14 protein-coding genes are annotated in these 18962 nt (G+C 48.7%); 3 read left to right on the top strand and 11 right to left on the bottom strand.

The window, feature by feature from the left end:
* Window positions 1-76: 76 nt before the first annotated feature.
* From CSH92_RS15220 to CSH92_RS15170, 11 genes are all read right to left on the bottom strand, one after another.
* A complete protein-coding gene (locus CSH92_RS15220) occupies window positions 77-442 on the bottom strand; it encodes a hypothetical protein (RefSeq protein WP_124916980.1) in 366 nt (121 codons plus the stop codon).
* Window positions 423-1097 carry a hypothetical protein gene (locus CSH92_RS15215; protein ID WP_100658502.1) on the bottom strand — a complete coding sequence of 225 codons (675 nt, stop codon included), beginning with the start codon at window positions 1095-1097 and terminating at the stop codon, window positions 423-425. Before CSH92_RS15215 ends, CSH92_RS15220 begins: the two co-directional genes overlap by 20 nt.
* Window positions 1084-4089, bottom strand: a complete 3006-nt coding sequence (locus CSH92_RS15210) for a tetratricopeptide repeat protein (protein ID WP_100658501.1) — start codon at window positions 4087-4089, stop codon at window positions 1084-1086. Before CSH92_RS15210 ends, CSH92_RS15215 begins: the two co-directional genes overlap by 14 nt.
* Window positions 4086-6083 (bottom strand): tetratricopeptide repeat protein, encoded by a 1998-nt coding sequence (locus CSH92_RS15205; RefSeq protein ID WP_100658500.1) that lies wholly within the window; start codon window positions 6081-6083, stop codon window positions 4086-4088. Before CSH92_RS15205 ends, CSH92_RS15210 begins: the two co-directional genes overlap by 4 nt.
* Window positions 6084-6100: 17 nt before the next feature.
* Window positions 6101-6652: a hypothetical protein gene (locus CSH92_RS15200; RefSeq protein ID WP_100658499.1), complete on the bottom strand. Its 552-nt coding sequence runs from the start codon at window positions 6650-6652 to the stop codon at window positions 6101-6103.
* Window positions 6653-6719: 67 nt separating this feature from the next.
* A complete protein-coding gene (locus CSH92_RS15195) occupies window positions 6720-7856 on the bottom strand; it encodes a DUF3570 domain-containing protein (RefSeq protein ID WP_100658498.1) in 1137 nt (378 codons plus the stop codon).
* Complete coding sequence (locus CSH92_RS15190; RefSeq protein WP_100658497.1) at window positions 7847-8140, bottom strand: DUF4266 domain-containing protein; 294 nt, start codon at window positions 8138-8140, stop codon at window positions 7847-7849. The genes CSH92_RS15195 and CSH92_RS15190 overlap by 10 nt, the downstream gene beginning before the upstream one ends.
* Entirely contained in the window at window positions 8106-8633 is a 528-nt protein-coding gene (locus CSH92_RS15185) for a TlpA family protein disulfide reductase (RefSeq protein ID WP_100658496.1), read from the bottom strand. The genes CSH92_RS15190 and CSH92_RS15185 overlap by 35 nt, the downstream gene beginning before the upstream one ends.
* A gap of 9 nt (window positions 8634-8642) precedes the next feature.
* Complete coding sequence (locus CSH92_RS15180) at window positions 8643-9269, bottom strand: outer membrane beta-barrel domain-containing protein (RefSeq protein WP_100658495.1); 627 nt, start codon at window positions 9267-9269, stop codon at window positions 8643-8645.
* Window positions 9270-9283: 14 nt separating this feature from the next.
* Window positions 9284-10039 (bottom strand): SH3 domain-containing protein, encoded by a 756-nt coding sequence (locus CSH92_RS15175; RefSeq protein WP_100658598.1) that lies wholly within the window; start codon window positions 10037-10039, stop codon window positions 9284-9286.
* Window positions 10040-10056: 17 nt separating this feature from the next.
* Window positions 10057-12708 (bottom strand): HzsA-related protein, encoded by a 2652-nt coding sequence (locus tag CSH92_RS15170; protein WP_100658494.1) that lies wholly within the window; start codon window positions 12706-12708, stop codon window positions 10057-10059.
* A 719-nt stretch (window positions 12709-13427) separates the two neighbouring features.
* Between CSH92_RS15170 and CSH92_RS15165 the strand changes: the two genes are divergently transcribed.
* Genes CSH92_RS15165 through CSH92_RS15155 form a run of 3 tightly spaced genes read left to right on the top strand, consistent with a single transcriptional unit; the run spans window position 13428 to window position 18770 of the window.
* Window positions 13428-14654, top strand: coding sequence for a hypothetical protein (locus CSH92_RS15165; RefSeq protein ID WP_100658493.1), 1227 nt, complete (start codon window positions 13428-13430; stop codon window positions 14652-14654).
* Between the two features lie 2 nt (window positions 14655-14656).
* Window positions 14657-17101, top strand: a complete 2445-nt coding sequence (locus CSH92_RS15160) for a LamG domain-containing protein (RefSeq protein ID WP_100658492.1) — start codon at window positions 14657-14659, stop codon at window positions 17099-17101.
* 19 nt (window positions 17102-17120) lie between these two features.
* Complete coding sequence (locus tag CSH92_RS15155; RefSeq protein ID WP_240612835.1) at window positions 17121-18770, top strand: general secretion pathway protein GspF; 1650 nt, start codon at window positions 17121-17123, stop codon at window positions 18768-18770.
* Window positions 18771-18962 lie beyond the last annotated feature (192 nt).

The raw sequence follows: 18962 nt of genomic DNA, 5'->3' as shown, positions 1-18962 counted from the left end.
TAAGCCAGTCAAAATCTCGATGTTAAACGTCGAGTGTACCTAAAATCATAATGGCTAAGCGTATTCCAGCTTATCCTCAGTTATCATTTGCTGACGCGGGGTTATCACCACCCGTTAATCGTCGATGCAATTCTATGCGTTGCAAAAATGCGTTTCTTTCCAATGGCGCCATTTCGCCTTGCAGTTGCCCCGTTAGGGCCACCCGCGTCACGCGTTTTTGCGGTGGCGAGTCCCACGGCACTATTGATAACACGCGGGGCTGTTGTTGGTCGCCGCGGATCGTAGACTCTAGGGTAATTATGCGCTTTCCCTCTTCTGGCGCGCTTTGCGCATGCACATCTGATATTGCTATATGTGACGCAGATATTACCAAATAGGCTGCTATCCATTTACGCGGGCGGCGAAACGGACGACGCGGTTGACTAATTTTCATCCATAGCATTTTGCATCTCCTTTATCCAACGATCGACAATTTGTGTCGACTCTCCTTGTGCTACCAATAGCTCGCGATAGCGGCCATAATCACGCAGTGCCGAGGCCTTCTTGCCTTGATACAAGTCGAAAAAGATCCCTCGATTCCGATAACCCTCAGGCAAATCTTGCCATGCGTTTATAGCCTCATCATAGTGGGCCTCAGCCTGAGCAAATTCACCAGCGCCTTTATAATGTGAAGCCAGACGCAAATGGGAAAAATAATTAAACGGGTTAATCTCTAGTGCGTGCTGCCAATGTAAAACAGCTTGTTCGGTGTCGTTGACTTCTGCATATGCGTCCCCGAGTGCTGAATGGATCAACGATGGTGTTTGAGCGCGCCCGGTCAAGCGCAATAATGCCTCAATCACGCTTGGAAAGGCCTGCCTATCCCCCTTTTCCAATGCCCGCTGCAGCGCCGCGAGTTGCTGCTTGTGCTCGGCACTAAGAGGCTTTGCACTTTGTTTAAACAAATCGATTGCAACGACTTCATCGGTGGTTTCCTCAACCGCTGCCTCATCAACGTGCTGAGTATTATCTTGCGGGATCCATTGCTGCACCGTGGCGCACCCCGCACTGCCAAGTAAGACCATAAGTAACAGCGCAATTGATTTAAAATTCCGCATAATTCACCTGTCTAAATTGTTCTGGCTTATCAAAGCGTGCGGGTAACAAGCGGGCTAAAGCTGCATAACTTTTGCTCACCCAATCGTCGTAATTACCCTGCCAGCTACGCTGGGTATTTTGCTCGTGAATCGCAATGGCTTGTTCTTCGAACGGAAACGCCTGCTCTTCGAGTAAGAATTCGTATTGTTCCAATGCCAGTGCATCGAGTTCTGGTGGACGTTCAGACGCGTATAATGCCTGTGCTAACGCCTCATTCGCAGCAGCTAGACGATAGCCAGCCTGAGTACTAAATTCGGCAATTCGGTACTGCAAAACTTGCTGATAACTATCAATCACTGCCTGCATAGCACTGCGTTTCTGCTGAATGCTTTTATCCAGCGGTAACGTCAGCTTAATTTTTTGGAAAGCAAAAAATTGGTCCTCAGCAAATACCGTTTGCGCCATAGCCGCTAAGTAGCGCGAACGGTCGGTGCCATTAGTGCCAGCTTCCGCATGCGCTTGGACCAATTTGTTTAACCAAAAGCGACGTTTACTCGGCTCATCTGAGTCTAAATAGTAGTTACTTAAGGTATACCGGGCCTCATTGGCCGCTGCTAATGGCAGTGGGTAGGTGTGGGCATAAGTTCTAAATAAAGGTAATGCGACGCTGATATCATCAGCCCTATCGGCATATTCAGCAGCTAAATATAATGCCTCTCGACCTTTATCAGTGTCCGGTTGCGCCTGCCATATTGCCTCTAGTCGTTGTGCTGCCAGCAACCATTGCCCGGTGTTTTCGTAAGCAACGATTAAGCGCTCTGGAATATCTTTAGTAAAATCGTGCTGCGGATACTTCTGCTCAAATGCCAGCATCTGAGTGATTGCTGCGGGCCAGTCAGTTAAGCGCATCAAATAGCTGATAACATCGTATTCGGCGTTAATTGCAATCGCCGAATTTGATGTTTGTGCGACCACTAACAGCAGTCTTTCGATCGCTGCTCGCAGTGCATTTGCGCGCTGCGGCGTCACCGCGCCTTTCGGATCATGATCCGGTGACTGCGCTAATATTTGTCGAGCTTGCTGAAAGTAAGTGGCCGCCAACTTATCAGTCATATCAGCTCTGATGGGTGAGTTCGCAGGTAGTATCGCCAACAATTGCTGATAACTTTGTTCAGCACCAGCAAAGTCTTGGATTTCAAATTGACTCTGCGCTAACACTAACTGGGCTACTTCTCGTGTTTCCGCACTAATCGGTCGAGCGAGTAACCACTGTGACCACTCGACTGCTGCTGGATAAACTTCTGCATCATACAAGGATTGCATGAGCGTTACGGCTACACTATTGGCGCGCTCGTCTTGTGGAAAGGTTTGCAGGAATTTCACTTGACTAGCTTGATAATCTGCTAGTGTTTGTGCAGGCAAATTGTCGGCCGAGACCGCCAACTTATCCCGTGCGGTTAATGCCGAATATGCCGCATTTACCGCTTGTTCATGTTCAACGTAAGTATAAGCGAACTGCTCATATTCAGTAATCGCTGCGCTTAAGTCACCTGCTTGATAATAGCTTTCGGCGAGATAAAACTGTATATCGGCAGCTTTGCCACTCGGCGAGAAGGTTTGAATATATTCTTTGTACCACCGCTGCGCCTGTTGATAGGCATAGTCACGCATCTGTGCCAATAACTGCCGGCTGTTCCCAGCCGAGGCAGGTAAGTCCTGAATCGACGCCTCGGTTTGCTGCGCTAATGCATGCTCATGTTGTGCGAGAGTAGCGATATATTCGTCTAGATAAGGCATTGCCTGCTCTGCCTGTGCAGCAGTGAATCCTTGCCAATAAGGCCCATTCATACCATACGCTTCGACAAAGCGTTGCTTGGCCGGTAATACGTCAGTAGGAAATTCCCCAATGATAAACACATCTATATGCTTAACAAACGCGGGAATAGCCTCGGTGTGCATTGGGTATTGTTCAGCAAACGCCAGATACATCGCTGCGCTTTCACGGTATCGACTATCATCGAGTAATTGCTGGGCAAGACTATCGTAGACCAAGTAGGTATAGGGCTTTTCCCCGAACAAAGCAAAATAGCCGTTAATTGCCATGACCCCACCTTCAGAAAGAAACATCAGACCGGTCATACTTAGCGCATCTTCCACCAAACGTAATTCACTGAGATTCAAGTCATCAAGGGGCTTGTGCGCTTGCGCATACGATTCAGCAGCAAGGCTAACGTCTAGCATTAACATAAACGCGTCTATGGCCTTTGCATAGGACTCACGCTTAAAGTGGCTCCAACCGTTCATGTATGCCGACATGGCGTAAAAAGGGTCTTGCTGCTTCGCCATAATCGAGTTGTAACGGCCCTTGAGAACCTCTTCATAGGCCTCGATTGCGGCGCGGTAATTGTTGTTATTGTAATGATACTCCCCAATCCGAAAGTACAACTCGCTCGCATACAGGCTATACGGATAACGCTTGAGCAATTGCTGTGCATAACTCACTGCGCGTTGATCATCACCTTGCAAACTATAAGCGCGCGCTAACTGATAGAGGATATTCTCCTTCGCTAGCGGGGTGAGTGGCTCGGTCTGGGCGCGTTCATTCGCCAACAAAGCTTCATAGGCTGCAATCGCGACTGCGTAATAATTGCCACTCACATTCTCAATGCCCTGCGCTTGTGCATCTTCAGCCAATAACATCTCAATATCGGCCAAACGATTGCGAATATCTTGTCCCAATACACCATGCCACCCTAGTTCAGTTAATGGTTTGCGGGTAAGTTCATCCACCAGTGGAACTAACGCCTGATATTGCTCGCGCAGTTCGATAAGTGGCACATTGTCTAATTTACTCGCACTTGCAGTCACAGGTGATAGCGTCAAATTAGCCAATGCATTAGCCCGGGTTTGGTTGTCTCTTACGACTTTATTTGCCGGTGCATACACAACATTTGCTTGGTAGCTGCTACAGCCAACCAATAAGCAGGTGCACAACAATCCGAACCATTTCATGGTCGGCCCTCCGCCGCATTGCTGCGGGTAAAATGCAGATCCTGCATCCGCAACATGGCAAGCTGAGTCGCTGTAATTTGTTCTAATAACACCGCATCTCGTTGTTTGACTTTGTTCACTAAATAACCCGACAAACTCTTAACTAAACGCTGCTGCAAGCCTTTTGTGTACTCACCTTTCTCTGTATATCGCTGCTTAAGCTCGCGTAACTGCATACGCTCATTGGCGATTTGAGTAAGCAGCGTTTGCTCATCGGCAACTCGCGCTCGTAGCGATTGAAAACGTAAAGTAGCAGCACTAAAAGCCTGCTCTGCTTCTTTCAACGCGAGTGAGTGCTGTGGGAACACAGCGGTGCGCTGTTCCTCTAACCGCCAGTTCAAGATCCCCTCGACCCGCGCAAGGCGCGCGTCAAGCTGTGCGTTTTGCGCAGCAGAAAGAGTGTTTCCTGCTTGCAACGCTAACAAACGCTGCTGCGCCTTTTGCACCCGCGATAACCATGCTTGTTGCTCTGCATTTGCGAGCAGCTCTGGCTCATCTTGCGCCTGTTTTACTTTATCTTGGAGCTGCGTCAGTTGTTGCTGGGCCTGACTGAACCGCTCTTGCATAACCAATAAAGGCAATTCTTTTGCACGTTGCAGGAGTGCTTGCTCACGTTCATTTAGCATCAGCAGCAGGGCATCAACTTTTTCCTGTTGCTCGACTATCAGTCGATACATATCAGTTAATTGCAATAACGTGCGTAATTGTTTAGCGGTATTTGGCTGATTGTCGCCACTTAAGATATCGACCAGTAAATCTTGGTGCGCGGTTGGCCAAGTGTCCGTAATTGAATCTTGAGATGTGCTGGAAAGCTGAGCGTAAAAGGCCGCTTGTCCACTGCTGGAAAGCAGCTTTTGCAGTGATATTCGTGCACTTTCTAATTGTTCAAGGGACTGTTCCAGCATGCTGTATGCTTGTCGATAATCAGTCAGATGTTCGTAACCGTACGCTAGAGCGTGTGTGGCTTGCAACGCAGGCAAACCACGTCCATTTTGCTGCAAATAACGCCATACCGGCATCGCCTCTGACCAACGTTCATCGTTCGCAAGTGACCACCCGTAGGCAAGTAACCCAGGCTCAGCGTACAAACCATCGGATTGAATATGTTTATAGGCATTAAAAGCTGCGTCAAAATCGTTCTGGCGTACAAATGCCTGACCTAGCATGTAATACAAACGATCAAGCAATGCATTATGCTCGGTAAAGGCTGACGTTAATGCCACTGTATTTTCCGCCCAAGGCCACCAGCTCGCATTGGCCGGGTTTAACCATGCAAATGACCAATCGAACGGCACAGGCTTGGGCGCTCTTGCCGCTTCAATGGCGTCGAGGAATCGGGCAGATGCTTGTTGAAATTTATCCTGATTAAAGAGTTGTACGCCCACATTTGCGAGCAGATAGGGATACCAATCGCTATGTACATTAAAGCCGGATAAAATTTGTCGCCAATCTTGTGGCGCTTGTTGGATCTGGTAAAACGCCGCTTGATATGCGATTTCTTGCTGTTGTTCCGGTTCAATATATTCCGCAAGAGCTTGCTCATTGAGACGTTGTGCGGCCTGTTGACTGGTCGCATATTGACCTTGCTGAAACGCGGTGTGTGCAAGCCAATACCAAGCCTGCGCTTGTAACTCAGGGGCTTGAGTGTTTGCCAGTAAATCTTGCAGTAATTGGGTCGCGGTCGAGGTCATGCCTAACTGTAAACTCGCCCCACCTTGCACCAATTGCAGTTGCGCGAGTTGTTCTGCTGAAAGCCCCTTGGTCTTGGCTATGGCAACAGCATGCAAGGTTTCCAGCGGTTGTTGCTGAAAGTAATGGTAATACACTGTTCCCATGCGTAATTCAGCCAACTTTTGTGCTTGGTCGCGAACAGCTTGCGCGCCGACTGGGGTCGCCAAGACTACGCCCAGTAAAGTGGCAATCAAAGTGCGAACAAAACAAAACGACAATCGCATGGGTAAACAATAATCCTTTATTGTAAGGCTACAGCTGTAAATTCGGGTTGCTGTGCCATGGTTGAATCCACGATTTTCAATTCAATGACTTGAGCATCCTCTGATTTAGTAAAGTCGAGTGTAACCCCGCGCTTGTAGGGCCTCTGCTCAGGGCCAATGCCATGAAATATTGCCGTTAATTGATGGGAGCCTTGCGACACATTACCCAAGTACACTTGATGCACGCCACCGCGCATCAATGCTTCTACCTGCTTCTGGGTATATAAATAATGACTGCGCGATTGATCATCAATTTTCACCTCAACTGCATCAAGCGCAAAGTATTGCCCTACATCCATTGATAAGTAGATGGCGATTTGCGTACTGGAAGGAAACAGTAAATCTTCTTCAAGGATGAATAAGTCTCGATTCAGTTCGATTAACGCTTTTTGCAATGACTCAATGTCTTGTCCCAACTCACTCTCTTGCGCTGACGCGGATGGCGCCAGTAAGCCTAGCTCATCAGCTTCATCTGATTGACTGTACGCTTGAAAGGAGAAAGCCGCAGCAACACACAGCAATACCAGCATAAGCAAGTTTGCTATTCCGATCCGTTTACACTCTCGCCACACCCTGTTTTCTCCCTTCAACTTCACTTTAATACCAGATGGAAACAAATACTTTTATCACATTGGCTGAGAAACCAAACAGGGGCTCCTCACCGACCGGGGCAATTGCCGTCACATCACGAAAATCATCATAATCAAACTGCATGTAATCATACTCAAAATGCAAGCTGGATTTCTTGATCACATCGGTCGCGGAAAACTGCCATTCATACGCTACACTAACACCTGCGGTTACTCCTGAATAGGTGCTCATTTCTTTGTCACGCGCCATAAAGTTAAACTCATTCGGACGCGAGAATAAATCTTGATAAAAATCGGCCCTATCTTGTTGGTAGTACCGCAAAAACACATCGATTATCCACTCTTGCCCAATGGTATGCACATAACCCAGCTTGCCATTAGTGGCAGATATTCCCCAAGTATCGTTATACCAACGCACATCTGCATAGACCGCTGCGCGATGGGGTAAGTAATAATTAGCATTTAACGAAATCGCATTACTCGTGCGGGTGTTGGGATATACTTCTGTGGCGAAACTAAACCCCCGCGGCGCCGCCGTATCAAGATAGCGTACTGAACGGTACGGGTTATTCAAGTAGCCCTGGTCAGAAATATGCTCGGCCGAGAAGCCGACAATCATGTTTTTGCTCACGACTTGGGTGATCCCAAATCCATATTTGTGGCGGTCTGCTTGTTCAGAAAAGCTGTCATCGCCACGCACGCCGACTTCATCCCAGCCTTTTGCATAACTTAAAGAGATAGTCGTTAAGTCGCCAAACATATCTTGACTGACACCAATATAGGCGGAGTTTGCTTCAAAATCATTCTCTGAGCTATTGGTATAGCTCACACTTAACAACGTTTTGTTGTGCAAGAAATCCCCACCAAGAGTCGCCTCTTTGCGCTCTTCGGTGTATTGACTGGCAGTCGCCCTTACATCGATAGACGCTCCAGATACAGTATCAACGTAATAGTTCGCCGACAAAGAGACCTTATCGCCCACCTGTTTGCGCAACAATATAGAAGGGCCATCAATTGAAACTCCATCACCCGAGTAGGAATGATACATTACGTCAGAACGGTCCTGCGGCAACACAGCTGCAAAGCCCAGGCTTGCATGCCCCCAGAGAGCCAGACTTAATGCGATCCGATGTATTAGTTGCATCCGCAGCCTCCACCAGCTGCACCATCTGCACCACGCGCGCCTTCACGTGATTCATGCACATGCTTGGCATAACTTCTGGCAATCGGATTACGGTTCATGCTCATGATCGGGTCCGCTAGATTCGAACGTTCATATGGCTTGACCCAAGGCTCGATGTCCAACCATGCATATTCCTGAGTTGTGGCACAACCACTACTCACCAGGAGTACCAGCACAGCAATACCCAACTTGTGGTGGGTAAGCAGCGATTTACTCGCGAAGCAGTAATTTAATTGCTTTTTCATACTTATTCTCATCACCCGATTTGTAACCCTTGTGGGTTAAGCGCGCCAAACCATTGCGGTCAACGAACACTGTGGTTGGCATGGCACTCACGTCATAACGTTGCGACACCTCGCCAGCTGAATCAAACAACACCGGAAAGGACACTTTAATGTCGTCCAATAAGATGTTGGCTTTTTCTGGCTGATCATCAACGTTCACCGCGAGAACTGTGAAACCAAGATCTTGATATTTCTGTTGCAAGGCTTCCATTGCCGGTAACTCTTCTCGACAAGGACCACACCAGCTAGCCCAAAAATTGACCAACACAATATTGCCCCGCTCCTCAAGCAACCGTCGGTTATCGCCGTCTCGACTGGGCAAGGTGAAATCCGGGGCGCTCTGCGCCACACCATTCGCTTGCGCTTGCGTGGTTAAATCGGTCACAACAATTGCGACCACAATAGATACCGCCAATTTGGTAAAATCACTTAAAAATTTAGGTCTGTACTGCATACCCAGCTCCTAGAAAAACACACTGACACCAAGGGTGTAAGCCATATTGTGAGTCGACTTTTCGGCGCCGATAAGATCACTATTGAAAATATGATCACGCACATCCAATCGCATCGAAAGATAGTCGGTAAGTAATAGACGATAGCCAGCACCGAGGGTGAGAGTAAAACGCTCGTCCCCGCCAAAATCAGTAGCGCCGCCACCAACCAAGAAATAAAAATTAGTATTAAATGCCACACCATCACTAAAGAAAACTTCGCCATTCAACTTGTAGCCAACAGCCAAATCATACGTGGTAAAGTCACGCTCTTCGTCAGTTAAAAACTCAGCGCCGCCTGACAAATCCTCGAAGCTTGTCGTGCCTGCTTGCGCAACGGCATAGGACGCTTCCGTAAACCAATGCTCTGAAATGTGATAACCCAAGCGCACGGCATAGGTCATGTCATTACCAAAATCCTCAATACTTTGCACACCAATGCTGGCAGAGATCTCGAAGTTTTCACTATCGATATCTGCTTCGTTAACAGTGCGCCGGGTTAAATTGGGGTCTAGTATCGGCGGCGGCGTCGCCATTTGCTGCGCCAACGCAGGCATTGCGCTCAAACACAAAAGGATTAGCGCACAGCTGCTAACCATGGCCGACCGAAGGCTCAGAAAAACACGTTTATGCCAAGTTTCCACTCGCTTAACTCCTCTTGTTCATCACGTTGGGTCAAAGCTAAAAGGCTCTTGTATTCCAACCGAATCACCATGTTTCGGGTCAGGTAATAACGCAGCCCTGCGCTAACTTCCATAATATCGTTGGTACGCGACTCATCCCCTGATGCCACTAAATTACTGCGCGGTGTCGTCGAAATTTGACCACTCCCCAACCCCAGATAAGGCGACAAGCGCCATTCTGGGAAGGTGTAATGCAGTATCCGCAACGTCCAATATCGATTTTCTGCGAAATCACCGAGAGCCTGAGAAAAATTAGCTTCGACAGTTAAGTTTTCGGTCAATACCCAGCCTGCCGATGCCGACATACTGATCACATTGTCTAAAGCCCCGACGGCAAATCCAAGCTCCCAATCTCGCGATTGATAGTCGGCAAAATTCCCACTACTAACCACCACCGCGCTGCCATCGATATGAATAGTGGTATTTAAATCTTCAACTGATATCCAGCCCTCAACCCCTTTGTCCGTGCGCACCTTGTACCATTGAGTGCGTGTTTTCAGCACTTCAATGACCTCGCCTTTTTCCGCGACATGAAATACGGGATAAACACTCGCAGGTCCACTGCGCATCTCAATAAACGGCTGCTCTACCGTTACGGCTAAATACTCACTGCTTACGGCGCTGCGGCTAATCATCAGCACCATTCCGGCCAAAATAAGCGACAACAACCTCGACACGTATTTCATGTGTTCAATCCCACGCACTAATTTTGCGGGATCGCAAAGGGGTTGTTGTAATACTGCCCGCCGATATCCAACCATTCGGCGAGCAATTTCAGTTCAATCGGTGATAACCATCCTGCGTGCGAAAACTCTGAACGTGTAAAAACTCGAGTGAATCTTTGGCTGGCAAGTGCGCCATTGACGCTCATTGCCGGATTAACACGAATTGGACGCGTCAGCTGAATTGGATTGCCCTCTGCATCCAAAATCAGCTCACCTTCCTCATCAACTAAAAACACAGGGTCGCCATTTTCATCAAAGACAGGCTCTTGTATATCCACTAAAACCCCTTCGATAAGCTCTTGTGCGTTATCAGCGAAAAAAAGCTCGCGGTAGCTGGTCAAAACATTTGGATCGTCAATTGACGGTGTCGCGCGCAAATCGAGTTGTGCCGAGGGCACCTGCGCGACACCATCGCTATCTTGAATACTGTGGCAACTGGTACAGGTGTAGTCGAGCAATACATTGTCGTCACTGTCGCGTGTTTCACGGACCAATTCGAATAAAGGCTGAATATGCTGCGGATAGTTGATCTCAATACGACATAGCGATTGCCACGTTTGCGCGCAGGCTTGATTGATCGGAAGTAACGTTTGTAATTCAGCATAAGACAAGAGAATGCTGGGGCTTACCGGAGTTGTCGCAGGATCAGTCCAAACGTCCTCAAATACTAGATCTGCGGTAAGGTCTGGTAGTCCTACAACGCGGGCATAAGTCTCAGCCATGGTTTCGCCCATATCCGCGAACAGGGCAGGATTAGCACCAGGGAACCCTACCCCACTAAACGGGGCTCCATTATTAATGGATGCGGCTTCTGCCGCCAACCGTCCATGCGGTTCAGTACTTTGCGGGGTGTGGCAACCGTTACAGGTTTTAACTTCGCCCGGTTTTACTTGGAGCCAGTTATTGTGGCGCGCGGAAAGACGCTGACCACTGGCATCAACTATGCTCAAAGCAAATGGCACATTGGCTGGCACAGTAACGTACACCGAGCCATCCGGTTGAATGGGGGTATAACCTAAGATTTCACGCATCAATTGCGCCCGACTGCGACCAAATGCTCGGCGGTCAAAATCTAAGGTATCATCATCCGGGATCGATACGCTCTTGGTAATTCTTAAGAAGCGTTCATTGCGCTCTGTTGCGCTCACCAACGTGGGATCCGCCATTGCCGTAATGCCCGCCGGACTGGTATCGACGCCAGCAAAATCATACACACTGCGAATATGAATAGCGCCTAAATTAGCATCAACTAATGCGGGGATTTGCTGTGCCGATTCGGGATCTTGTGGAAACGGGCGCGACTCCATCGCCACGACTTCGGTGTAGGCAATGCCTTCTTCAGGGATCGCCAATGGTAACTGAGTGTTCTCTTGCGGGTCATACATCCATAAGCCATACAAAGGGGGTGCCGGCTCGTATGTAAGATCGGATAAATCAACCTGACTACAAGGCAAAATTGTGCGCTCGGATGGGTCGCTCGAAGTGTCGTCAGTCGGAGCCAAAACCCGACACTGACTCCAAGTAAATAAATAGCGACCACTGCCATCCCATAGGGGATATAACGCAGTATACAGTCCGCCCGGCGAATACTCCGCGGCGGTATCTACCGTATCAAACAGCGCGGGATTTTGCGCGCTACCAGCCCCACCAGGGTTACCCTCGGTGGGCACTGTTGCATCACTAAACCCTGCAACATCAAGTATTGCAAAATCTTGTCCCAACCGCGCCCGCTCTCGTTCCCACAGAGCGGTAAGCACTTGCTCATCAGGTGTAATTTGAGTTTGAATGAAATCAAATCGTTGACTGTCTACCTGATGGCTATGACGACCATACAAAATTTCAAGGTTAGTACCATCTGCATTCATTTGATAAAGATGAATACCCTTGTCGCCAGCGACCTGGTCCCAACGACTAAAAATGATTTTGCCATCAGGCGCAACAATGGGGTCAAGGTCGTGACTTTGATTAAATGAAATCTGCTCAATGTTAGCGCCATCAGCGTCCATGATGTGCAATACTGAAGCGTGTGCTTGGAGGCTCTCTTCAAGCCCGGAGTATTGTGGCTTTCCTTCGTCTAACAAGATTGCCTGATTAGCGCGCTGCCGAGTGGAGCTAAATACAATGCGCCCATCAGCCAAATATACCGGACCAGTGTCATCGCCAGAATCCGCAATCGTGTCTGATGCAATGACCCGGCGTAAGGTGTCGGATACACGATCGTATTCCCAAACATTCCAGGTTGGCTCTGGCTGGTTGTCACTCTCTGGTAAACGTAAGGCAAATAGCAAGCGGGTGCCGTCGTACGAAACTGCAAGGTCTTTAACGTCATAGGCGGGAAGATTCTCAGGTAAGCTTTCCTCTCCAGAAACCAAGAAAATCCGATCGGTAATATTCACCTCGGGCGCCGACACTGAAGCGCGTGATTTGATAAATAAAGCGCTCCCCGGGAGAAATTGCTGTGGTTCTTCGATATCGCGCAGACCAGCGACGCCCCCATCTTGATTTATTGCTAAATCGCGCTTGATATATGCCACTGGAACATCAACGACAACGGGGTCAGGTTCTTGTTCATTGCTGATCGGTAAGGTCTCTTCACCACACCCGAGCACGAATGCAAGTATTGCCGACATGCAAACTGCATACAGGCTCACTCGAAGGTTATGTTGAAGGCGTCTTATCATTGCTAAGTCTCACAGTTTTCCAGCCCTAGCATAGCTAAAACAACACAACAAAATAGTGTCTCAACCCGACCACACCTGCCCAATTAAGAGGGAAATTTAGTGCGCTCGTACTAGGCGACTAGGCTGTGCAAACTCCCATGAGACTTGTGCGCAAACAAGTTTGAAAAATGAGCAATGGAATATAAATCTATACCTTACAGCTTGCTTTATACTCCAAAGATAAATATATAACCCGTTGATTTAAATAGCTAAATAAAGTCACTATTTGATGCAGTAACACGCTAGCTGCCTGTGGTGTTGCAAAATAGTCACGCCTATTCCATACCTAATCACAACCCTCAGACTGCTGTTAAAGCTTGAATATTCAGCTTTACATCAAACCGGATGTGCCAATTTTCGCGTTAGGTATATCGCTCAACTGTGCAAGTTTGGCTACAGATCTTATCGAAGTATCTTTAGTTACCGTTTCAAATAAGCATCAATAGCTATATTTATCAGGCGCTTACATGAATGGGCATAAAATGTGAAAAGAACACCTATCGATAGACTTCGGGTATGAGAAATCAGACGTAACTGCAAAAGTGACGATTTATTGCACACCGATACCCACCTATATTGCCGATTCGATGCATCGACGTTGTTTGTTCCGATGTATCCAAGGAGAGATTATGCAGTCCCTATTTCGTCCTCGCAGGTTTGCCAACGTTTGCCGTACCCTTTTTGCTCTCACAGCATTCACTTCGCTTGTTGTACAAGCTGGCACTTTAGAACAAAGTAAACGACTACACGACCGAATTGCAGGTGTACCGGCAGACATCTCAACACTTACGCAAATGCAGGGTTTGCTCGACTCAGGTGATACTCGCGCAGCTGCGGCAATTGCGATGCAGCATCCAGCCTTTTACAGCGTTACGCTTAAGCAGCTTGTAACGCCATGGACTAATGAAGAATTTGACGTTTTCGCTCCGCTGAATGATTACACTGCAACGGTGATCGGTGTGGTGCGCGATGACCGCGACTTTCGAGAAATTTTAACTGCTGACCTGCTGTATATCGCGGCGAGCAATTATAATGTTCCGGCCTATTCGCCGAGTAATAACGCGCATTACCTTGCGCTCGAAGAGCAAGGCATTGATTTAGCCCAAGCGTTAGTCGCTACAACTCAATCGTCACACAGTGATCTACCATCAGAAGCCACGGCTGGAGTTATGACCACCCGTCAGGGTGCGCGGGCTTTTTTTAAAGACGGTACTAACCGCGCTATGCTGCGTTTTACCTTAATGAATCACCTCTGTACTGATCTTGAGGGCTTAAAAGATACGTCCTTGCCGCCAGACCGGATCCGACAAGATTTAAGCCGTAGCCCCGGTGGTGACTCACGCATATTCATCAACAGCTGTGTTGGTTGTCATTCCGGTATGGATCCGCTCGCTCAAGCGTTTGCTTACTACGAATATGACTACGACATAAACAACGACCCTGAAGGCGAAAACGGTCAAATCAGTTACAACCAAAATGGCGAAACCGATGCGCAAACCGGTTTGCGTGTGCAAGCAAAGTATTGGATTAACGCCAATAACTTTCCCTTTGGATTCATCACCGAAGATGACCGATGGGACAATTACTGGCGGGCTGGGATCAACCAAACCTTAGGCTGGTCTGACACCCTTGTAGGCTTTGGCTATGGTGCTAAAAGTATGGGCGAGGAACTTGCCAACAGTCATGCATTTGCGCAATGCCAGGTGAAAAAAGTCTTTAAGAATGTTTGCCTTCGCGACCCGCAAGACGCAGCCGATAGAGCAGCAATCAACACCATTACTGCTGACTTTAAAAGTGACGGCTATCAGCTGAAACAGTTATTCGCTGCTACCGCTGAATATTGCATGGGAGAATAGACATGAAACAATTATTACCCTGCATAATATTAGGAACTCTATTGATCGGCTGTGGCGGCAGTGAAACACAGGTAACTCCGACGCCTATGCCACCACCGACTGATAGTCCCGTGGTCAACTACAATGGCCCCGCGCCAGCAACTGATGACGTATTAAATTTCAAGTTGAACGTATGGGACAATCTCGCCACGACAGATCGATGCGGCGCGTGTCACGTGCAAGGACAGCAATCCCCTGCATTTGCGCGCAATGACGATATCAACCTAGCCTACGCAGATATCAATGCCTATATCGACTTTTCCCAGCCGGGTAATTCCGCATTAATTGTAAAGGTCGCTGGCGGGCATAACTGTTGGTTGTCCAGTACCACAGCATGTACCGATATTATGAGCACCTGGCTGACTAATTGGACCGCGCAAGAGCAACAAGCCAATCAAATCGTATTGCAGCCGCCCGCCACTCGAGCCCCAGGAGCAAATAAAAACTTTCCTAGCGACGCAACAGATTTTGCTGCAACAGTATATCCACTGCTCAATGAATATTGTGTTGGTTGCCATACCAGTAGTGCGGCAATCCCCATCTCACCCTATTTTGCCAGTAATGACGTAGTTGAAGCCTACGCAGCAGCGAAAGAGCGTATTAATTTAGACCTGCCCGCGCAATCGCGCTTGGTCGCTCGTTTGCGGGATGAATTCCATAACTGCTGGTCAGATTGCCAACAAAATGCTCTCGAATTGACTGATGCTATCAGCGCTTTTGCGGCCACCATTGACGTCACTGCCATTGATCCTGATTGGGTTGTGTCTAATGCCACAACTTTGTTTGAGGGAACATTAGCCAGTGGGGGTGGACGCTTTGAAAACCATCTCATTGGTAAATGGGAATTCAAAACGGGTTTTGGCAATCAGGCATTTGACACCAGTGGTGTTGAACCTGCTCTGGATCTGACCTTAAGCGGTAGCTTTAATTGGGTCGGCGGCTGGGGCATTCAATTACTCAATGGTAAAGCTCAGGGCGCAACCACCAACAGTAAAAAATTGCATGACTTGATCAGCGCGACGGGTGAATTTGCCATTGAAGCTTGGGTAGCCCCAGCCAACGTTACCCAAGAAGGCCCTGCTCGGATCGTCAGTTACTCTGGCGGTAGAGATCGACGCAACTTTACCATAGGGCAAACGCTGTATAACTACGACGCCTTGGTCCGCACCAGTAATACTGATGGCAATGGCGAGCCCGCACTATCAACAGCCGATGCAGACGAAGATTTACAGGCAGCTCTACAGCATGTGGTAGTCAATTATGACGGTGTAAACGGCCGCCAAATCTTTGTAAATGGCGTATTTACCGATGATCTGGATGGCGTTACTGCAGGTAACCTTGCGGAATGGGATGACAGTTTTGCTTTCGTGCTTGGCAACGAAGCATCAGGTGATGTTCCCTGGGCCGGTACACTGCGCCTGGTTGCTATTCATAATCGTACACTCGATCCAACGCAAATAGAGCGTAATTTTGCTGCCGGTGTCGGGCAAAAATTTTATCTGCTGTTTGGCATTGGTGACATTATTGGGGTAGCTGATACTTATGTAGTGTTTGAAGCCAGCCAATTCGATAGTTACAGCTACCTGTTCAGTGAGCCCTTCGTGATCAATACACGCGACCAACAATTAGCTGAAGATATTCCACTGGAAGGTATGCGGATTGGTGTCAACGGACGAGAGTCCAGTGGCGGACAGGTATACAGTCCTTTAAACACGGTGGTAGAAGCTGCAGCTGTGGACGCCGAAACGGGTTATCCATTGTCGCGCCAAGGTACGATTGTTGCGGTCGAAAAAGGCCCGGAGCAAGATGAATTCTTTTTAACCTTCGACCGTCTGGGTACGCAGAGTTATGTGCGCGTTCCTGCGCCGGCACCTCCAATAGCCGTCCCTGTGGATTTGCCGGCGCAATCCGATATCGGTTTTCGCCAATTTGCTGAAATCAATGCTAGTATGGCGACCCTAACCGGTGTTCCTGCGCAACATTCAAGTGTGCGCCAGACCTACACAACCCTGCGTCAGCAGTTGCCCTCGGTAACCGATATCAGCAGTTTCGTCGCCTCAAATCAGATGGCGATAACCCAATTAGCCATTCGCTACTGCGATGTTTTAGTCGAGGAGCCGCAGTATCGCCAAGCGGTATTCCCAGATATCGATTTTAATGCTGCGCCTGAACAAGCATTTAGCGCAAGCGCTCGAACAGCACTGACTGATCCACTGCTCATGCGTATGCTCGGCACCGAGATTGCGACCCAGCCTGATGCCAGTGATGTTGGCCAAGAACTAGACACGTTAATCGATCGTCTAATCAGCTGCACACAATCCAATTCCTGTAGCGCTAGCACCACGGCTACGGTAGTAAAAGCCACGTGTGCCGCAGTTCTTGGCAGTGCAGCCGTAACTTTGCAATAGCGATGAGGGAGAACCGAGAATGACCACAAGCAAAACTAAAACCTTCAGCTTTGCACGTCGCACCACGAGTAAAAATAAGCGCTTGCATGCGCCACTTGACCACGATGCGCCGCTGTTACTGAATGATCACGCGCGTCCGCTCTCGCGTCGCGATTTCATCGCCCAAGGCTTTGCTGCGGGTGCAGCGACCATTGCTGGAACATCCGTTATGAGCCTTTTCGCCGCTCCGCGTAAAGCGTTTGCTGACTTATCGCCGGATATTGAAGCGTTGAAAGCGGGCTGCGGAATCGCCACTCAAGGCGCTGGCAAAATCCCCTTTATCGTTTTTGACTTGGCCGGGGGCGCCAACATTGCAGGCTCTAATGTATTGATTGGTGGTCAGGGCGGACAGCTCGACTTTCTAAGTACGCAAGGTTATGACCGGCAAGGCTTACCGGGTGATATGATCCCCAGCATTGCGAATCCAAACACCGGATTAAGTGATTTTATCAATCAAGAGTTGGGCTTAGCCTTTCACTCGGATAGCGCATTTTTGCGTGGTATCTTGGAAAAGGTAGCGGTGACCAATCGCGCCAATATCAATGGCGCGGTAATACCCGCGCGCTCAGAAAATGATACCGGCAATAACCCCCACAATCCTATGTATGGGATCTACAAGGGTGGTGCCGACGGCTCGTTGTTAAGTTTGATCGGGTCGCGTACCAGCGATTCTGGGGCAAATTCTATGGCGCCCTTCAATATGATCGATCCTAACGCCAGACCGACCAAAGTCGACCGCCCATCGGATGTCACTGGGCTGGTAGACACCGGTGATCTCGTGGGTCTATTAAGCCAGCAAGATTCGGTAGCAGTGATGGAATCCATCCAACGCATTAGTGATATGAAACTTGGTCGCGTGAACACGCAAATTACTACAGACGATGTACTCAAGGATTTAGTTCGTTGTGGCTATGTAAAAAGTGCCGATATCACCGACCGATTTGGTGATCCTAGTACACTCGACCCTTCGCTTGATCCGCAAATTGTTGGTGAGCAAGGTATATTTAGCCGTGAGGAATTCGACAATGACCGCGAATTTCAGAAAACCGCATCAATCATGAAATTGGTTATCAATGGCTTCGCTGGAGCAGGCACTATTACTATGGGTGGTTACGATTACCACGTGGGTAATCGCGCTACCGGTGAGATCCGCGATTTACGCGCCGGTCGTTGCATGGGCGCTTGTTTGGAGTACGCCGCAAGAGTAGGAGTACCATTGATGATGTACGTGTATAGCGATGGTTCGGTATTCAGCAATGGCATGATTGATGATTCTGAGTTTGGCCGCGGCAAAGGCGTGTGGACCGGTGATAATTCCTCTACCGCTGGTTCGTTCTTCCTGGTTTATAATCCCGGCGGTGTACCACAGCTCATTGGTGCTACAGCAGAGCAACAAGCGCGCCACCAGCAAATCGGCTTTATGCGTCGCGATGGCTCGGTTGAAACAGCAGCGACCCCCGCAGCTAACAATGTGAACCTGCTAGTGGAAACGGTGATCCTGAATTATCTCGCATTACATGGAGAACAAGCGCGCTTCGCTGACTTATTCCCAGCCCATGGATTAGGCAATGCCGCACTGATGGATTCGCTCACCGCCTTTGAGCCGATCGTCAATGGGACGCTTGGATAGCTATCAAAGGTTGAACAGCGGATATTTAGACCGCAATTATAGATGCGAGGTCCCAAGCAGTGTTCTTTAAGAACCGAGTCAGCGTCTTATGAGTGCAGTTTCTAGGCAACCAGATATTGCGTTTATGTCAGCAAGGGCGTCCATTAAACTGGCTCAATCAAGAAGTTTCTCAGTTAAATTAATAACGTTGCG

It is taken from the genome of Neoalteromonas flava (genome assembly GCF_002807685.1).
Classification (GTDB): domain Bacteria; phylum Pseudomonadota; class Gammaproteobacteria; order Enterobacterales; family Alteromonadaceae; genus Alteromonas_E; species Alteromonas_E flava.
Note: the sequence above shows the minus strand (reverse complement) of the source record. Positions and strands in the feature narration are given on the sequence as shown.

What these genes read in the sequence shown, in the direction of transcription:
- CSH92_RS15220 (WP_124916980.1), bottom strand. Translation starts at nt 442, where the DNA reads ATGCTATGGATGAAAATTAGTCAACCGCGTCGTCCGTTTCGCCGCCCG.
- CSH92_RS15215 (WP_100658502.1), bottom strand. Translation starts at nt 1,097, where the DNA reads ATGCGGAATTTTAAATCAATTGCGCTGTTACTTATGGTCTTACTTGGC.
- CSH92_RS15210 (WP_100658501.1), bottom strand. Translation starts at nt 4,089, where the DNA reads ATGAAATGGTTCGGATTGTTGTGCACCTGCTTATTGGTTGGCTGTAGC.
- CSH92_RS15205 (WP_100658500.1), bottom strand. Translation starts at nt 6,083, where the DNA reads ATGCGATTGTCGTTTTGTTTTGTTCGCACTTTGATTGCCACTTTACTG.
- CSH92_RS15200 (WP_100658499.1), bottom strand. Translation starts at nt 6,652, where the DNA reads ATGCTGGTATTGCTGTGTGTTGCTGCGGCTTTCTCCTTTCAAGCGTAC.
- CSH92_RS15195 (WP_100658498.1), bottom strand. Translation starts at nt 7,856, where the DNA reads ATGCAACTAATACATCGGATCGCATTAAGTCTGGCTCTCTGGGGGCAT.
- CSH92_RS15190 (WP_100658497.1), bottom strand. Translation starts at nt 8,140, where the DNA reads ATGAAAAAGCAATTAAATTACTGCTTCGCGAGTAAATCGCTGCTTACC.
- CSH92_RS15185 (WP_100658496.1), bottom strand. Translation starts at nt 8,633, where the DNA reads ATGCAGTACAGACCTAAATTTTTAAGTGATTTTACCAAATTGGCGGTA.
- CSH92_RS15180 (WP_100658495.1), bottom strand. Translation starts at nt 9,269, where the DNA reads ATGGTTAGCAGCTGTGCGCTAATCCTTTTGTGTTTGAGCGCAATGCCT.
- CSH92_RS15175 (WP_100658598.1), bottom strand. Translation starts at nt 10,039, where the DNA reads ATGAAATACGTGTCGAGGTTGTTGTCGCTTATTTTGGCCGGAATGGTG.
- CSH92_RS15170 (WP_100658494.1), bottom strand. Translation starts at nt 12,708, where the DNA reads ATGTCGGCAATACTTGCATTCGTGCTCGGGTGTGGTGAAGAGACCTTA.
- CSH92_RS15165 (WP_100658493.1), top strand. Translation starts at nt 13,428, where the DNA reads ATGCAGTCCCTATTTCGTCCTCGCAGGTTTGCCAACGTTTGCCGTACC.
- CSH92_RS15160 (WP_100658492.1), top strand. Translation starts at nt 14,657, where the DNA reads ATGAAACAATTATTACCCTGCATAATATTAGGAACTCTATTGATCGGC.
- CSH92_RS15155 (WP_240612835.1), top strand. Translation starts at nt 17,121, where the DNA reads ATGACCACAAGCAAAACTAAAACCTTCAGCTTTGCACGTCGCACCACG.